The sequence below is a fragment of the Streptomyces specialis genome, assembly GCF_001493375.1.
GTDB classification, from domain to species: Bacteria; Actinomycetota; Actinomycetes; order Streptomycetales; family Streptomycetaceae; genus Streptomyces; species Streptomyces specialis.
On record NZ_LN929763.1, the window covers coordinates 33,116 to 49,261 of the forward strand.

At 72.7% G+C, this 16,146-nt stretch carries 17 protein-coding genes and 3 pseudogenes; 8 read left to right on the forward strand and 12 right to left on the reverse strand.

The features are described from left to right. Positions 1-97: 97 nt before the first annotated feature. Positions 98-1,180: a DUF2332 domain-containing protein gene (locus BN2279_RS03820; RefSeq protein WP_059006419.1), complete on the reverse strand. Its 1,083-nt coding sequence runs from the start codon at positions 1,178-1,180 to the stop codon at positions 98-100. Between the two features lie 168 nt (positions 1,181-1,348). On the opposite strand from BN2279_RS03820, the gene BN2279_RS03825 reads away from it, so the two are divergent. Continuing rightward, a complete protein-coding gene (locus BN2279_RS03825) occupies positions 1,349-1,885 on the forward strand; it encodes an O-acetyl-ADP-ribose deacetylase (RefSeq protein WP_079031812.1) in 537 nt (178 codons plus the stop codon). Here BN2279_RS03825 and BN2279_RS29045 read toward each other — a convergent pair. Next, positions 1,846-2,091, reverse strand: coding sequence for a hypothetical protein (locus BN2279_RS29045; RefSeq protein WP_159037041.1), 246 nt, complete (start codon positions 2,089-2,091; stop codon positions 1,846-1,848). The two genes, BN2279_RS03825 and BN2279_RS29045, sit on opposite strands and share 40 nt — an antisense overlap. Before the next feature lies 1 nt (position 2,092). Here BN2279_RS29045 and BN2279_RS03830 point away from each other — a divergent pair, with 1 nt between their 5' ends. Next, positions 2,093-3,061, forward strand: a complete 969-nt coding sequence (locus BN2279_RS03830) for an aldo/keto reductase (protein ID WP_059006423.1) — start codon at positions 2,093-2,095, stop codon at positions 3,059-3,061. Positions 3,062-3,076: 15 nt separating this feature from the next. Here the strand turns inward: BN2279_RS03830 and BN2279_RS03835 are convergent, their stop codons facing one another. From BN2279_RS03835 to BN2279_RS29050, 4 genes are all read right to left on the reverse strand, one after another. Further along, positions 3,077-4,141: a questin oxidase family protein gene (locus BN2279_RS03835; protein WP_059006426.1), complete on the reverse strand. Its 1,065-nt coding sequence runs from the start codon at positions 4,139-4,141 to the stop codon at positions 3,077-3,079. Between the two features lie 94 nt (positions 4,142-4,235). Continuing rightward, on the reverse strand, positions 4,236-4,805 hold the full coding sequence (locus tag BN2279_RS03840; protein ID WP_199827624.1) for a TIGR03086 family metal-binding protein: 570 nt from the start codon (positions 4,803-4,805) through the stop codon (positions 4,236-4,238). A gap of 39 nt (positions 4,806-4,844) precedes the next feature. Then, positions 4,845-5,483, reverse strand: a complete 639-nt coding sequence (locus BN2279_RS03845; protein ID WP_059006428.1) for a LutC/YkgG family protein — start codon at positions 5,481-5,483, stop codon at positions 4,845-4,847. Continuing rightward, positions 5,480-5,650: a hypothetical protein gene (locus BN2279_RS29050; RefSeq protein WP_159037042.1), complete on the reverse strand. Its 171-nt coding sequence runs from the start codon at positions 5,648-5,650 to the stop codon at positions 5,480-5,482. Before BN2279_RS29050 ends, BN2279_RS03845 begins: the two co-directional genes overlap by 4 nt. 163 nt (positions 5,651-5,813) lie before the next feature. Between BN2279_RS29050 and BN2279_RS03850 the strand changes: the two genes are divergently transcribed. Further along, positions 5,814-6,566, forward strand: coding sequence for a (Fe-S)-binding protein (locus tag BN2279_RS03850; protein ID WP_059006430.1), 753 nt, complete (start codon positions 5,814-5,816; stop codon positions 6,564-6,566). Between the two features lie 29 nt (positions 6,567-6,595). Then, a pseudogene (locus tag BN2279_RS03855) lies at positions 6,596-7,036 on the forward strand (LUD domain-containing protein); the annotation flags it as partial. Positions 7,037-7,106: 70 nt separating this feature from the next. Here BN2279_RS03855 and BN2279_RS03860 read toward each other — a convergent pair. The 6 genes and pseudogenes from BN2279_RS03860 to BN2279_RS03885 all read right to left on the reverse strand — a co-directional run. Then, positions 7,107-8,090 (reverse strand): annotated as a pseudogene (locus tag BN2279_RS03860) (lactate utilization protein B); the annotation flags it as partial. A 29-nt stretch (positions 8,091-8,119) separates the two neighbouring features. Further along, positions 8,120-8,872, reverse strand: a complete 753-nt coding sequence (locus BN2279_RS03865) for a (Fe-S)-binding protein (RefSeq protein ID WP_059006432.1) — start codon at positions 8,870-8,872, stop codon at positions 8,120-8,122. A 226-nt stretch (positions 8,873-9,098) separates the two neighbouring features. Then, positions 9,099-9,824: pseudogene (locus BN2279_RS27080) on the reverse strand (alpha/beta fold hydrolase); the annotation flags it as partial. Positions 9,825-9,865: 41 nt separating this feature from the next. Beyond that, a complete protein-coding gene (locus BN2279_RS03875; protein WP_234347397.1) occupies positions 9,866-10,903 on the reverse strand; it encodes a serine hydrolase domain-containing protein in 1,038 nt (345 codons plus the stop codon). Then, on the reverse strand, positions 10,900-12,210 hold the full coding sequence (locus BN2279_RS03880; RefSeq protein ID WP_059006437.1) for a UDP-N-acetylglucosamine 1-carboxyvinyltransferase: 1,311 nt from the start codon (positions 12,208-12,210) through the stop codon (positions 10,900-10,902). The genes BN2279_RS03875 and BN2279_RS03880 overlap by 4 nt, the downstream gene beginning before the upstream one ends. Before the next feature lie 2 nt (positions 12,211-12,212). Beyond that, positions 12,213-12,953, reverse strand: coding sequence for an LbetaH domain-containing protein (locus BN2279_RS03885; RefSeq protein ID WP_059006439.1), 741 nt, complete (start codon positions 12,951-12,953; stop codon positions 12,213-12,215). A 371-nt stretch (positions 12,954-13,324) separates the two neighbouring features. Between BN2279_RS03885 and BN2279_RS03890 the strand changes: the two genes are divergently transcribed. From BN2279_RS03890 to BN2279_RS29060, 4 genes are all read left to right on the forward strand, one after another. Next, a complete protein-coding gene (locus BN2279_RS03890; protein WP_059006440.1) occupies positions 13,325-14,521 on the forward strand; it encodes a helix-turn-helix domain-containing protein in 1,197 nt (398 codons plus the stop codon). Between the two features lie 161 nt (positions 14,522-14,682). Further along, complete coding sequence (locus tag BN2279_RS03895; protein WP_059006442.1) at positions 14,683-15,189, forward strand: hypothetical protein; 507 nt, start codon at positions 14,683-14,685, stop codon at positions 15,187-15,189. Then, complete coding sequence (locus tag BN2279_RS29055; RefSeq protein WP_059006444.1) at positions 15,156-15,521, forward strand: hypothetical protein; 366 nt, start codon at positions 15,156-15,158, stop codon at positions 15,519-15,521. The genes BN2279_RS03895 and BN2279_RS29055 overlap by 34 nt, the downstream gene beginning before the upstream one ends. A 7-nt stretch (positions 15,522-15,528) precedes the next feature. Continuing rightward, on the forward strand, positions 15,529-16,146 hold a 618-nt coding region (locus tag BN2279_RS29060), incomplete at its 3' end, for a hypothetical protein (protein ID WP_407702185.1).

The following is a 16,146-nucleotide window of genomic DNA, read 5'->3' on the forward strand; positions in this document are numbered from 1 at the left end:
GGGCGGCGCCGGGGACGGGGAGGGAAACCGGGAGCGGGCAGGCCGGGCAACGGGCGGGTTCCACCGCCGCCCGCGTGTCGCGGCCCGGAGGCCCGGCTCAGTCGCCGTGGCCCGGCCAGCGGGCGGGAATGCCGTGCGGGTGCGCGGACGCCAGCAGCCGCTCGGGCCCGGAGCCGGTGCGGACGGAGAGCCAGAAGCCGGGCCGCCCCGACACCTCCCGAGGCTCGAAGGAGACGGCCGCGAAACGGGCCTCGGGCGTGGCCGAGGCGGCCAGCCGGGCGATCTCCCGTTCCACCCCGGCCCACTCGGCGGCCGGAACGTACTGCCGCATGACGGAGTGCCACACCACCGTCAGCGTCCCCGGCTCGACCCGCACCTCGGAGAGGAACTCCGCCGCGCCCGCCGCCTCGATCGTCGCGGGGACCTTCGCGGCGATGCGCAGGGCGCCGTCCAGCCGCTGCATGCGTTCGGACTGGTCGGGCCAGACGTACGCCCGCAGCGCCAGCGAACCGTCCGCCGACAGCGGGTCGATGGGGGACGGGTCGCAGCCGCGCCGTTCCACGATCCGCAGCGCCTGGTGGCGCGCCGCGCCCGCGCGCAGCCAGTCCGGCACCGGCCCGTCCCAGGCGTCGGCCAGCCGGACGGGGGAGTCGGCCGGGCCCCAGGCGAAGTCGCCGGAGGTGTAACGGAACTGGTCCGCCCGCAGGTTCAGCCCCGCGCTGGACCCCAGCTCGAACAGCCGCACGGGGAGCTGCGCGGAGGGCACCGTGTCCAGCGGGCCCGCCAGCAGCAGATTCGAGCGGCCCACCTCGTTGGTCTGCGGCGGGCGCGTCAGCCAGTCCCGGATCCACTCCGGCTCGTCCGCCACCGCCGCGCGGAACGCGGGCCACGGCGCGTCCGGGTGCTCCGGGGAGAACGCGCCGCCGGTGCTCGGGTAGTGGGCGGCGAGCGCGGGGGCCCGCCCGGTCAGCGCCAGCGCGTGCACGGCCCCCAGGAAACGCAGCGGCAGCGCGTCGTCGGCCGCGACGTCCTCGTACCCCGCGACCGCGACGGCGCACGGCCCGCCGTCGCGGATGTCCCGCGCCGCCCTGGCCAGCAGCGCCGCGTACAGCGGCGAGCCCAGGCGGACGCAGGCCCCGGCCTGCTGGACGAAGACCTGGGCAACATGTTCACGGGGCATTAGTACTCCTCACTAATGACTGCCCAAGATCATGCGGCTCGGTGGGGCCGGAGCGGAAGACCCGCCGACCGATTGCGCCCCATCGATATCAGGCCGCGCCGCAATCCGTGCCCGATTTCGCAGTGATCATGACACGTTGATGCGGCCGTGTGGTGTCCGGCTGGCATCATGACCGCCATGACGGCCATCACGCGGGTCCTCGGCGACATCACCGAACAGCGGGTGGACGCGGTGGTCAACGCCGCCAACTCCTCGCTGCTGGGCGGCGGCGGAGTGGACGGCGCCATCCACCGCGCGGGCGGCCCCGAGATCCTCGCCGAGTGCCGCGCCCTGCGCGCCGGGCGCTACGGCGACGGCCTGCCGACCGGGCAGGCGGTCGCCACCACCGCCGGACGGCTCCCCGCCCGCTGGGTGATCCACACCGTCGGCCCCGTCCACACCCCCCACGAGGACAGATCCGCGCTGCTCGCCTCCTGCTACCGCGAGTCGCTGCGCGTCGCGGCCGGCCTGGGCGCCGCCACCGTGGCCTTCCCCGCCGTCTCCGCCGGTGTCTACGGATGGCCCATGGACGACGCCGCCCGCATCGCGGTGGAGACCGTCCGCGCCGCCGTCGCGGCCGACGACCGCTTCACCGAGATCCGCTTCGTCCTCTTCGGCGAGCGGGCCTACCGGGCCTTCGGGGACGCCGGGCTTCCCGGGATCTGACGGACCGCCATGGCATCATGACGGCGGCCCGCCCACCCGTCTCGTATACACATCTGGCGCTGTCGAAGAAGAGGGCTGTGTAGATCTTTGTGGTAGTCGTCGGGGTCGGTCAGCTCCACCGCGCGCACCACGGCGCCCAGCGCCAGGCCGTCCCCCGGGTGCGCGGCGGCCACGTCCAGCGCGGTGTCGGCGAGCCGATACGACACGATGCAGTACCGGCGGTGCGGACACAGCGGGGTCCTGCTCCCGGCCGTCTCGCTCGGGCTGTGGCACAACTTCGGGGACACCACCCCGCTCGCCACCCAGCGCGCCGTCCTGCGCCGCGCCTTCGACCGGGGCGTCACGCACATCGACCTCGCCAACAACTACGGCCCGCCGTACGGATCCGCCGAGGCCAACTTCGGGACGCTCCTCGCCCAGGACCTCCGCCCCTACCGGGACGAGCTGTTCATCGCCACCAAGGCCGGGTACGACATGTGGCCCGGCCCCTACGGCGAGTTCGGCTCCCGCAAGTACCTGCTGGCCAGCCTCGACCAGTCGCTGCGCCGGACCGGCCTGGAATACGTGGACGTCTTCTACTCCCACCGCTTCGACCCCGACACGCCGCTGGAGGAGACCCTCGGCGCCCTCGACACCGCCGTGCGGCGCGGCAAGGCCCTCTACGCGGGCATCTCGAACTACCCCGCCGAGCAGCACCGCCGCGCCGTGGACATCCTGCGCCGCCTCGGCACCCCGCTCCTGATCCACCAGGCCGCCTACAGCATGCTCAACCGCACCCCGGAGGACGGCGTGCTGGACGCGGTGGGCGACAGCGGCACCGCCCTGATCGCGTACTCGCCCCTCGCCCAGGGCCTGCTCACCGACCGGTACCTGACGGGCGACGTGCCCGCCGACTCCCGGATGGCGCTCGGCCACTTCCTGCGACGGGACGCGCTCAGCGACGACGTGCTCCGGGTGCTGCGCGCCCTCGCCGACATCGCCGCCCGGCGCGGGCAGTCCCTCGCCCAGCTCGCCCTGACCTGGGTGCTGCGCGACCCGCGCGTGGTCTCCGTCCTCGTCGGCGCCTCGGGCGTCGCCCAGCTCGACCAGAACCTGGACGCCCTCGCCGCCGAGCCGCTCTCCCCGGAGGACCTGGCCGAGATCGACCGCCTCACCTCGGCGGCCGTCACGGGCTGACCGGGGCCCGCGCCCTCAGTCGTCGGGGTCGGTCAGCTCCACCGCGCGCACCACGGCGCCCAGCGCCAGGCCGTCCCCCGGGTGCGCGGCGGCCACGTCCAGCGCGGTGTCGGCGAGCTTGATGGCGTGCGCGTCGCCGGGCGCCGCCGCCCGGTCGAACAGCTCCTCCGCCGTCGCCCCGCCCGTCCCGGCCGGTTCGCGCGGCCCGTCGGCCGGGGCGTAGGCGGCGACCACACCCGCGCTCGCCGCCCAGGCGGCGGCCAGGCTCTGCGCCCACAAGGCGCGCGGCAGCGCGGGCAGGACGCGCAGCACGGCGTGGGGCGCGGTCGCCGCGTGCCCCAGCATCACCGGCTCGCCGTGCGCGTGCGTCGCGTAGTAGCCGGTCGCGGCGCGCACCAGCCCCTCCAGCCGCGCGCGGGCCGCGTCCGGGTCCGTTCCGCCGCCGGGCCCGGCCCAGGCGGGCAGCCGGGTGATCTGGCCCAGCCGGTGGACGATCCCGCCGGACCGGTCCGGCACCGGCTCCACCGCGCGCAGCGCCGCCCGGGCGGCGGCCGGGGCCGGCCCCGGGACGATCCCGGCCGGCAGCGGCTGGTACCGGGCCGCCCCGTACCCGAGGCCGTGCGCCAGCTCCGCGACCCGGGGCGCCGTCCCGTCCCCGGCCAGCAGGACCCGCACGGCGTGCCCCACGCGGATCACCGGATGCGTGGCGCCGGCGGCGATGCCCGGCAGCAGCCGGGGCCACCACTCGGCCAGCACCTCGCGCCAGGGCTGTTCGGCCAGCCGCTCCCCGAAGTACGCGGTCCAGTCGGCGAGATGGCGGGGGTCGCCGAGAGCCTGGCGCCAGTTCTCCCCGGTGATCCGGCCGTGGGGCGCGGGCCGTTCCTCCAGCCGCGCCCGGTAGGCGTCCAGCCAGCGGTGCACCCTTGCCCCCTGCCCGTGGCGGACCAGGGCCTCGACGGCCATGGGCGCGTGGTTGCTGAGCCACCCCCGGAACTCCGGGCCGGTGGCGTGCAGCCGCAGCAGCGCCTCGTCGAGCGTGCCGTCCGTGTCGTGTGCGTCGTTCGTGCCGTTGTCGCGCATGCCCCCGACGCTAGGCGCGCCGCGCGGTCCGCCGTAACCGTCCCCGGACGCGGGCCCCTGCCCCGATCGGCCTAGGTCGTCGGCCCTCCGGCCACTACGGGCGGCGGCCCAGCAGCGCCACCAGGCGGTCCTGCGGCCGGGCCTCGTCACCCACCCGGACCGGCGGGTCGAACAGCCCGGAGTCCTGCCAGCCGTCGATCTGCGACTCGGCGAACCCCAGCTCGGACGCGACGAGTTCGCCGTCCAGCGCGTCGTCCGCGCCGATGCCTTGGGCCAGGTCCCAGGCGTGGACGGTCAGATCGAGGGTCATCTGCCGCAGATAGTCCGTCGCGGGCGTCAGCCCGGAGCCGGTGTGCACGGGCGCGTCCAGCGCGCCCGGCCGGTGGAACGCCCCGCGCGACGCCGCCGCCGCGGCGGCCCAGGCGCCCGCCGGATCGTCCCCCAGCACATCACCGTCGAATCGGTCGCCCACCTCGTCCAGCGACGCCCCGCGCAGCAGCCACGGCGCCCAGAGCTGCTCCCCGGTGACATGGCCGACCAGATCCCGCACCGACCACTCGGTGCACGGCGTCGGCGCGTCCCACTGGCCGTCCCCGACCCGCTGCACCCGGTGGCCGAACTCGTCCAGCGCGCGATCGAAGCTGTCGAGCAGTTCCAGTTCCATGCGGCATCCCACCAAAGTCCGTCGAGGGCGTCGAATCCGCTACATACCGGCCAGGATCACTTCCAGCGTACGCGGACCGTGCACACCCTCAACCCGGGAGAGTTCGATGTCGCTCGTCGCCGAGGGGCCGGAGATCCACGTCAGCGGCCGGCGCGGGTCCAGCCGCCCCAGCGCCTCCGGCACCGAGTCCACCACCTGATCCGGCACCCGCACCACGCAGACGTGGTGGTCCGGCACCAGTGTGACACGCCGCCGCCCCTGCCCCGGGCCGCCGTCGAGGACGATCGTCCCGGTCTCGGCGACGGCCACCGCGCAGCCGGTGACGATACTGTCGCAGGCGTCGAGATCACGCGGCGTCTGCCCGGCCGCGTCCGCGACCCACTCCGGCGCGCCCGTCTCCGGCAGCCACCCGGCCGGCAGCCCGGCGGGCACCACCACCCGGCGGGTGCCCCGCGCGGCCAGCAGCCGCCCGATCAGCTCCGGCACCCCCGCGCCGTCCGTCCGGTGCACCACCGCCCGGTAGTCCGCCAGGTGCTCCGCCAGCGTCGCGACCGGATCGGCGGGGGGGTGGGCGCGCGCATAGGCGCGGGGCACCGGCGCGCCGCCCGGCGTCCCCCCGGCCGGAACGCCCGCCAGCGCCCGCCGCACCCGGCGCAGCACCTCCTCCCGGCCGCTCACCGCGCGCCCCCCTCGTCGCCGCGCGAACGCCGCCACCAGTCGCGGAACGACTCCGCCGGGACCGGCGGCAGATCGCGCGTGGCGGTCCAGGCGCGGCCCGGCCCCGGCAGCCGCCGCCGGGGCTGGACGCGGCGGGGGGGCGCGGGCGGGGGGGGGGGGGACCGCACCCCCCGGGGCGGGTCCCTTACACATCCGTCGCCCGCCGCGCAGACGGGCTGGCGGCGGTAGCGTAGCGGCTGGCTAGCGCACAACAAGTGCAACACGGTAGACCCGCTGTTGCGAAGCGTCAGGGGTGTATAAGGGACGTCCGCCCGGCGGAAGGACGGTGGGATGCGGGTCGCGCTCTTCATCACCTGCGTCAACGACGCGCTCTATCCGCGCACCGGCCGGGCGGTCGTCGCGCTGCTGGAGCGGCTGGGGGTGCGGGTGGAGTTCCCCGAGGAGCAGTCGTGCTGCGGGCAGCCCCAGTACAACACCGGCTACCGGCACGAGACCGAGCCGCTGGCGCGCCGGTTCGCGCGGGCCTTCGACGGCTACGACCACGTGGTGACGCCGTCCGGGTCGTGCGCGGCGATGGTGCGGGAGAACTATCCCCGGCTCGGCGCGCGGGCGGCGGCGGAGGGACGCGGGAACGGGCTGGCCGAGGCCGTGGCGGCGGTGGCGCCCCGGACGCTGGAGCTGACTGAGTTCCTGGTGGACGTGCTGGGGGTGACGGACGTCGGCGCGTACTACCCGCACACCGTGACGTACCACCCGACCTGCCACGGGCTGCGCGCGCTGCGGCTGGGCGACCGGCCGCGCCGTCTGCTGCGGGCGGTGCGGGGGCTGGAACTGGTCGAGCTGCCGGGCGCGGAGGAGTGCTGCGGCTTCGGGGGGACGTTCGCGGTGAAGAACGCGGCGGTCTCGGCGGCCATGGGCGCGGACAAGGCCCGGAGCATCACCGGCACGGGCGCGGCGGCGGTCTGCACGGTGGACAACTCCTGCGGGACGCACATCGGCGGCACGCTGTCCCGTCTCGGTTCGGCGGTCCGTGCGGTGCACCTCGCGGAGATTCTGGCGAGCACGGAGGAGCGGCCGTGGTGAGCGGCCGGGCCGGAGGTGTTCCGCTGGGGATGCCCGCGTTCCCCCGGGCCGCCGAGGCGGCCACCGGGGACGCGCGGCTGCGGGCCAATCTGCGGCACGCCACGCACACGATCCGCGACAAGCGGGCCCGCGCGGTGGCGGAGCTGCCCGACTGGGCGGAGCTGCGCGCGGCGGGCGCGGCCGTGAAGGACCGGACGCTGCGTCATCTCGATCACTATCTGGAGCGTCTCGAACGCGAGGTCACCGCCGCGGGTGGCCAGGTGCACTGGGCGGCCGACGCGGCGGAGGCCAACCGGATCGTGACCGGGCTGGTCCTGGCGACCGGCGAGCGCGAGGTCGTCAAGGTCAAGTCCATGGTGACGCAGGAGATCGGGCTGAACGCGGCGCTGGCCGAGGCCGGGATCCGGGCGGACGAAACGGATCTGGCCGAGCTGATCGTGCAGTTGGGCGACGATCTGCCGTCCCACATCCTGGTCCCGGCGATCCACCGGAACCGGGGAGAGATCCGCGACATCTTCCGCGCGCGCATGGGCGACCGGGGCCGGCCCGCTCGTACACCGGGCACACGTTCAGGCAGGCCGAGCAGCGGATGCAGCGCAGCGCCTGGCGGCCCACGGTGTCGGCGAGCGCGTCGCTGCGGCCGTTGTCCAGCAGGACCAGATGGAACGCGCGCGGCCCGTCGTCGTCCGAGGTGCCGGTCCACATCGACGTGTAGGGGTTCATCCGTTCGGCGGTCGAGGAACGCGGCAGGAGCTGGAGGAAGATCTCCAGGTCCCGCCAGGTCGGCACCACCTTCTCGATGCCGACCACCGAGATCAGCGTCTCGGGCAGCGTCAGGCACATCCGCCCGTTGCCCTCGGACTCCACGACGACCAGGGTGCCGGTCTCGGCGACCATGAAGTTGGCGCCGGAGATGCCCACCTTCGCGTCGAGGAACTTGGTCCGCAGATGCAGCCTGGCCGCCTCGGCGAGGTCGGCCGGGTCGTCCGTCAGACCCTCGGGCGCGGGCCGGCCCCGGTCGCCCATGCGCGCGCGGAAGATGTCGCGGATCTCTCCCCGGTTCCGGTGGATCGCCGGGACCAGGATGTGGGACGGCAGATCGTCGCCCAACTGCACGATCAGCTCGGCCAGATCCGTTTCGTCCGCCCGGATCCCGGCCTCGGCCAGCGCCGCGTTCAGCCCGATCTCCTGCGTCACCATGGACTTGACCTTGACGACCTCGCGCTCGCCGGTCGCCAGGACCAGCCCGGTCACGATCCGGTTGGCCTCCGCCGCGTCGGCCGCCCAGTGCACCTGGCCACCCGCGGCGGTGACCTCGCGTTCGAGACGCTCCAGATAGTGATCGAGATGACGCAGCGTCCGGTCCTTCACGGCCGCGCCCGCCGCGCGCAGCTCCGCCCAGTCGGGCAGCTCCGCCACCGCGCGGGCCCGCTTGTCGCGGATCGTGTGCGTGGCGTGCCGCAGATTGGCCCGCAGCCGCGCGTCCCCGGTGGCCGCCTCGGCGGCCCGGGGGAACGCGGGCATCCCCAGCGGAACACCTCCGGCCCGGCCGCTCACCACGGCCGCTCCTCCGTGCTCGCCAGAATCTCCGCGAGGTGCACCGCACGGACCGCCGAACCGAGACGGGACAGCGTGCCGCCGATGTGCGTCCCGCAGGAGTTGTCCACCGTGCAGACCGCCGCCGCGCCCGTGCCGGTGATGCTCCGGGCCTTGTCCGCGCCCATGGCCGCCGAGACCGCCGCGTTCTTCACCGCGAACGTCCCCCCGAAGCCGCAGCACTCCTCCGCGCGCGGCCGCTCGACCGGTCCCGGCCACCGCACCGGCCGCAGCGGACGGCGCGGCGGGTCGCCCAGCCGGAGCGCGCGCAGCCGGTGGAAGGTCGGGTGGTACGTCACGGTGTGCGGGTAGTACGCGCCGACGTCCGTCACCCCCAGCACGTCCACCAGGAACTCAGTCAGCTCCAGCGTCCGGGGCGCCACCGCCGCCACGGCCTCGGCCAGCCCGTTCCCGCGTCCCTCCGCCGCCGCCCGCGCGCCGAGCCGGGGATAGTTCTCCCGCACCATCGCCGCGCACGACCCGGACGGCGTCACCACGTGGTCGTAGCCGTCGAAGGCCCGCGCGAACCGGCGCGCCAGCGGCTCGGTCTCGTGCCGGTAGCCGGTGTTGTACTGGGGCTGCCCGCAGCACGACTGCTCCTCGGGGAACTCCACCCGCACCCCCAGCCGCTCCAGCAGCGCGACGACCGCCCGGCCGGTGCGCGGATAGAGCGCGTCGTTGACGCAGGTGATGAAGAGCGCGACCCGCATCCCACCGTCCTTCCGCCGGGCGGCTCTCCCTTATACACCCCTGACGCTGTCCACCACTCGCAACTCGGCCTACCAGTTTCGTACGTGAAGCTGTGAAGGCGAAAACCCAGGCCCACCCCCAACTCTTCGTCGGCGGCATCAAATGGGTAAAGGAGACAGGGATGGCGCGGGCCGATTCCTCCGGTTCGCGCAGATGGACCCAGTGGTCGGCGTCCAGTTCGACCAGGGTGGTGCCGGGGCGGCGCGACGCCATCTCGCGGGCCTGCGCGGTGGGCAGCACGTTGCCGGCGGTGCCGTGGAGCAGCAGCGCGGGGCAGTCGGATCCCAGCCACTGGGGCCAGTGGTCGCCGAGGACACGGGTGTCCGAGTCGACCATGTCCTCGGGATGGCAGCCGATCCGCCAGCCGTCGCGGTGCGGTCGCAGCCCGCTCTCCAGCAGCGGAGCCAGGGGGCCGCAGGCGCGCAGGAGTTCCTCGCGGGTGGGGGCGGTGTAGGGCAGATCGAGCAGGAACGACAGCGGGGGAGGGGAGACGACGGGCAGGTACGCCGGTCCGTCGATGTTGACGAGGGCACTGACGGCGCCGGGCCGGCTCGCGGCCAGGTGATAGCCGTTGACGGCGCCGAGAGAATGCCCGAGGACGGGCAGCGGGCGGTGGTCGAGCCCGAGGGGGGTGAGCAGGAGACGGAGATCGTCGAGATACCCCTCCCGGTCGTACCGCTCCGCCCGGTCGGAGTCCCCGTGCCCCCGCTGATCAGGCGCCACCACCCGCCAGCCGTCACCCCCCAGGACAGCGGCGAGCGCCGCGAAGTCCGCGCCTTCACCGAGATGCCCGTGCAGGGCGAGTAACGGCCGCCCCGCGGCGGGCCCGAAATCGAGATAGGACAGACGCCGCCCGTCCGGAGTGGTCAGATGGGCACGCGTGGGTCGCACAGAGGCGGATCCGGTGATCATGACTCCACGGTAGAAGACCAGCACCGTGCCCCGGGGCGCGTCTACGGTTCGTCGGTGATGGCCTTGAGGGCCAAGGCCCGCAGCGGGGCGAGGCGGGTGCGGTTGTCCTGGTGGTGGTAGACCGCGTTGGTGCAGATGACGAGGTACCGGCCGCTGTCGGGGGCGAGGTAGAGACTGGTACCGGTGAAGCCGTGGTGGTAGGCGACGCGGCCCTGGTCGGTGACGATCCAGGCAAGCCCGCGATCCACTCCCGGTTCGATCGTGGCCTGCGGAGTCAGGCTCCGGTCCAGCCAGCGTCCCAGGGGTGAGCGATCGGCCCGGGCGCGCAGCAGGGCGACTGCGTAAGTGGCCAGGTCGCCCGGGGTGGAGAACACTCCGGCGTGTCCGGCGACGCCGCCCAGCAGGCCGGCGTTGTCGTCGTGGGGCAGCCCCCACAGGCGGGGTGCGCCCGGCAACCGCTGTTCGGTCGGCGCGACGTTCGTGCCACGCGCCACGGGACCATAGGTCGTGGCGCGCATGTTCATCTCCTGCCACAACTCGGCGGCGAGTTGGTCCAGGCGTCGGCCGGTCGCGGTGGCGAGGAGGAGTCCGGCGAGGATGAAGCCACGGTTGATGTACCGGTGTGTGGCGCCGGGTTCGGAGATGAGGTCCTCGCGGCAGATCAGCTCGGCGAGGTCGGTGCCGGTGTTGCGGTACTGGTCGAGTCGGGTGTCCGCGCGAAGGCCCGAGGTGTGGGAGAGGATCTGCCGGACGGTCACCCGGCCGCCGGGGGCGGTCTCGGGCAGGTGGGTCAGGATGTCGCGGATGGGGGCGTCCAGGTCCAGCGAACCCAGTCGGCCGATCAGAGGCCAGGTGGAGACGACCTTGGTCAGCGAGGCGACGTCGTAGAGCGTCTCAGGGCCCGGACGGGCGTCGCCGCACTCGGGGGCGACGACGCCTGCGGACAGCCAGACGGGCTCGCCGTCGCGGGTCCCGTAGCCGACAACACCGCCGGGTACGTCCCCGTCAGCGGTCATCAGTTCCAGGCAGTCGCGAACCTCGCTGATCTGGCGGGGGGTCCACACGGGGGCGTTGGTCAAGGCATCTCCTGGTCGATCGTCACACGGGCGCCGAGCGCGGCGAGCTTGGGCAGCAGGCTGCCGTAGCCGCGTCGCAGGTGGTACATACCTCGAATCGTAGAGGTGCCCTCCGCCGCCAGGGCGGCGATCACGAGTGCGGTCACCGCCCTGATGTCCTCGGCCGCGACATCGGCGGCGGTAAGTCGGGAGGCGCCATGGACGGCAATCACTGGACCAGTGGAGTCGACGGCTGCTCCGAATGCCCGCAGGGGGGAGAGATGAGTGTCGCGCCGAGGATAGATCCGCTCCTCCAGCCGGGAAATGCCGTGGGCCTGGGTGAGGAACGCGGTGAGCTGCGGCTGCACATCAGTCGGGAAGCCCGGATGTGGGGCGGTGGACATGGCCACCGCGCATGGCAGCTCGGGAGCACTCACACGCGTTCCGGCGTTCTGTGGGACGCAGCGGATACCAGCGTCAGCGAACACGGATCGCAGGCCGCTCGGAAAGTCCTCCACAGGAAAGTTGTCGAGATGCACCGCACCACCGGTGATAGCGGCAGCCAGCGCGAGGGTGGCCGCCTCCAACCGGTCGGGCGGCACTGCGAACATGCCGCCTTGGAGTCGGTCACTTCCGGTGACGTGCACTGCCTCGGCCCCCTCCCACTCGATGGTGGCGCCGCAGCTCTGCAGGAGTCCGGAGGTGACGGTGACCTCAGGTTCGATGCTTGGGCCCTGGATTGTGGAGGTGCTGGGAGCGCGAGCGGCCAGCAGCAGCGCGGTGACCGTCGCGCCGAGGCTGGGGCCCCATGACTTCGTGGTGACGTTCGTCATGAACGCGCGGGGCCAAGCGCCCCTGGCGCGTGCGTGCACCCGGCCATCGGCGATCTCGATGTCCGCGCCGGCGGCCCGCATCGCGGCCAAGTGCCGATCGATGTAGCGCGCGCAGAAGGAGTCGCCACCCGGTAGCGGGAACGTCACCTGGCCGGTGCGGGCAAGCAATGCGCCCGCTATCACGGGGGTGGTGCGTATGCGTCGGCCGAGTTCGTCCGCGATGACGGTAGAGCGTGTGGCGCCCGGGCGAGTGGCGAACTTCCCGCCGATGACGGTGGTGTGCGTACCGGCGCGGGTCAGGATGTCGGCACACACCCCGGTGTCGAGGATATGCGGCGCCCCGGTGAGCATCATCGGTTCATCGAGAAGGAGTGTGGCGGCGTAGAGGTGCAGCGCGACGTTCTTACTGCCCTGTACCTGCGCCGCTCCGCTCAGCGGTGTGCCACCGACGATCCGGACGGTACGCTGATCGGCGGTCAGCAGCTTCTTCGCGCGCATAGTCATCGTCCCTGGCTACCGGCAGGGAAGAAACCGCCGACTTGGGTCTTGGGGTAAATCACAGTGCCTGCCCCAATCAAGGTGGCCGGCATGAGCACGGTTCCGGCTGGGACGATCACGCCATCTCCGACAACAGCCCCGAACTTGGTCTGACCGGTCGGGATGCGACGGCCATCCAGATGTGCGCAGACCTCCTGGGTGGCAGGTTCGCTGACCGGGCCCGAGGTGACGCGCAGGCTCGTGGTCGCGGCGAACACACCCATGTTGACGTCTCTGCCGAGCACTGAGTCGCCGACGAAGCAAGAATGCTTCATGAACACGCCGTCGACGAGCAGGCTGCGTGTGACCTCGGCACCGAATCCGATCTGGCAGCCAGGGCCGACGATGGTGTTGTCCCGCACCCGGGCACCGGCTCCGATCACCGCACCCGAGCAGACCAGTACCGGTCCGGTGACGATCGCACCCTCGCAGATGACGGCGTTGGCTGCCACAGCGACCGGGCCACGGACGATGGCGCCCGACTCGATGACCCCGGTCGGCTCAGGTAGGGGGACACCCAGGTCGCCGCTCAGTAACTCGGCCACGGCCCTCTTCAACCCGAAGACACTCGGACAGTGCTCCAAAAGGTGCCGAACGGTAGGGTCGCAGACCTGACCGATGTCGAAGTAGTAGGCGGGGGCGATCCGGCGATCCACCTCTTGATCAGCCTGCCTGGCTTTCGCCGTGTCCCGCGCTCGACCCATGACGGTACTCCTCAGTGAAGACAGGGAAGGGCTTCGGTCCTTCAAGCCGCCGGGCTGAACGGGCTTGTCGGAGACAACCAGGAAAGCGATGGCGCCTGTCCTGCAGGAGGTATGCACAGAGGGGCACACTGAGCATAGGTCGGGCGCGCGTAGGCTTCTTCGCGCCGTGCTCCTCGTATCCCTCGGCGCCTCCCCATGCTGCCGCCGTGCGAACGACTCACCCGTGGTCGAACCCGGCCATACCGGAACGCGGTCCCGCCGCTGCCCGCAGCCCGAGTAGCGATGCCCCCGAAAGGCTGGGCCGACTGCCGTTCTCACTCCAGTCAGTAGGGGTACTTTCTGACTGTCAGGAACAGAATCGGGAGTCAGTCATGCCCGTAACAGCCCCCGTGCTCGGGCGGAGCCTCGGGGAAAGAATCCATGAGTTCCGCGCCATCCGCGGCTTCAGCCTTACCGAGTTGGGACGGCGCGCCCACGTCTCAACGAGCCAGCTCTCCAGGATCGAGCGCGGTCAGCGCTCGGCCAGTCCGATGGTCGTGGCCAACATCGCCCGCGTGCTGGGCGTCAGCGTTTCCGTGCTGCACGGACAGCCGTACATCCACATGCTTCAGCGAGACCACCTGGACGCTCTGCTGGAACCCATCGGCAGCGCATTGGACAGTTGGGACATTCCCGATGAGGGGCCGTTCCGATCGCTGGATGCCCTGGAAACGGAAGTACGGTCGATTGTCGACCTGCGGCTCAGAACGAAGTTCGCCGAGATCGCAGAGGCTCTTCCTGCGCTTTTGATCGAAGTGGCGGCCCAAACGCAGCGATACAGTCCTGGCCGTAACCGCGAGCGCGCGTTCGATCTCCAGGCTGAACTCGGACGCACAGCGGCCATCCTCGCCTACAGGTTGGGGTTCATCGACCTCGCCCGGCTGGCGCTCTCTCGCATGGCCGCTGCCGCACCGCACTCCGGTGATCCTTGCCAAGTGGCTATCGAGCGCATGGAACGCTCGGCCATGACGCACGCCCAGAGCGCCCGCTCCGATCGTGGTCTCGCACTCATGCGAGTGGCACTCCGGGACTTGGACGACGACGGGACCCCCGCAACACAGGCCGTGCGCGGCTCGCTGTTTCTTCGAGGCGCGAGCCTTGCGTTCCAGGCGAAGGACAAGAGCTCGTCCGCCGAGCTGCTCGGGGAGGCCCGGGAACTCGCCCACCGTATAGGGGACGTGTACGAGCACGCGCTGATGTTCGGGCCCTTCGGCGTGGCCCTGGCCGAGATGGGCGCCGATAACGACCGCAATGACCATGCTGCGGCGCTGAAGAAGGCTGCGTCCATGCACCTGCCCCCCAAGTGCCCGCCGACCCTGGCCGCACACTTCCACATCAGGAAGGCCCGCGCCCAGGCGTGGATGGCTCAGCATGATGAGGCGCTGGAGTCCCTGTCTCTGGCGAAGGCAACCGCCCCCGAACTCACCCGCTATCACCCTCACGTGCACGAGGCGGTCGGCGTGATGCTCCGCGCACGCGCTGCGGTTCCCGACACTCTGCGGAAGTTCGCGCAATGGAGCGGCGTTTAGCAGCGACCTGACGGCACGTCAAGCGGAACAGCGGCTCTGGCAATGCCTCCTTGGCAACGCCGGAGCCGTTTTCTGCGGGCACTGTGTGACTGTCAGCAAGCGATTGCTCACGGGAGCCCGTCATGACGTCTGCCTCATTGAATCCGTATCCCCCGCCTTGGGTGCCTTCCGGGGACCTGCCCCAGCCGTATCCCTGTGGTGTCGAGTGGGATGCCGTCTCGGTCGGCTTCGTGGACGGATACCGCGTCGTAGGGATGCTGGGGCAGCGTTCCGGGGCGGTGATCGAGGACGCGGAGGGCGGTCGTGTGACCTGGCTGGTGAAGCCGGGGGCGGCCGGTGGCTGGTGCCTGCCGGGGGTCGCGGTGCGCGGTCTCGGGCTCCGCCTGCTCGTGCCGCCCCTCACGCCGCCGAAGACGGCGATCCTGCGGTGGGCGGTCCGGCCGGGGACCGGGTTCCTGACCTGTCACACGGCGTTGTACGGGGCGCTGGTGTACGTGACCGGTGCCCGGCCCGACCCCAGGGTCGTGTCAACCTACACGTCTCCCGAGTGCCTGACGAATGGGCACGAGGCGTGCACGAAGGGGGAGGTGCGGCCGACGCCGCCGGGCTGTGGGGTCGTGGAGGAGCCGTGTGGGTGCGGCTGCCACGGGGCGGGCGGTGGCCGGTGAGCGGCGTGCTGCTGGTTGCGCTGAGCCGGGAGGAGCTGGCGCGGGCCGGGGATCCGTATCCGGAGTTGTGCGTCCGGCTGACGGTGGACGGTATCGCGCACGATCCGTCCGGCCGCAGGCCGCCTGAACGGCTGGAACTGCGCCTGTCGCCCGGTCAGTTGACGGATCTCATCGCGCAGGGTCGCGCGGCGCGGGCCGCTCAGGCCGCGCAGGCGCGGCGGGACGCGCGGGTGATCGAGGCCGCTGCCGACGTGGCCGTGCGGGACACGTGCGTCGATACGGGCGTCCTCGCGCGCATCGCCGAGGCCCTTCCCCGGTACGAGCCGAGGTGAGGCGGCGGTGAACGACAGGCTCCCCGACGAGGTGCTGTTGAAGCGGTACCGGACCGAAGACGCCAGCCTCCAGCTTCTCGCGGCGCTCGGCCGCCAGGACGCCCGTGAGGTGCGCCGGCGGCTGCACCGGCTCGGCGTCCGCGTGGACGTCGTCCACGACCACCCCTACCGGGACAGTGAGGTGGCGGAACTGTCCGGGCTGGTGACCGACTGGTGGTACACACCCGGCCAGGACATCCGCGAGGTGCTGCACAAGACCGGCCTGCGTTACGGCCAGGCACTGGACCTGCTGAAGCCGCCCCCGGGCCAGGACCCTCCCCGCCGGGGCCCGCGCGGAACGCTCCCGCCACCGGTCCCGCCCGCCGAACTGCGCCACCGGTACCTCACCGGCAACGAATCCGTGACCGCCCTGGCCCTGGACTTCCGCACCTCCGAAAGCGCCGTCCGCCGCTGGCTGACGGACGCCGGAGCGCGACGGAAGTCCAGGGCCACGGCGGTCACGGGGCCGTTGCGGGGGGGGGAGCGGGGGCGGCGGGCAGCGGGGGGGACGCGGGGCGGGGGGGGGGCGCGGGGCCGTCCGCGGGGGGGGGGGCGGGGCCGCGGGCGGCCGGCCACGCGGCCCTGG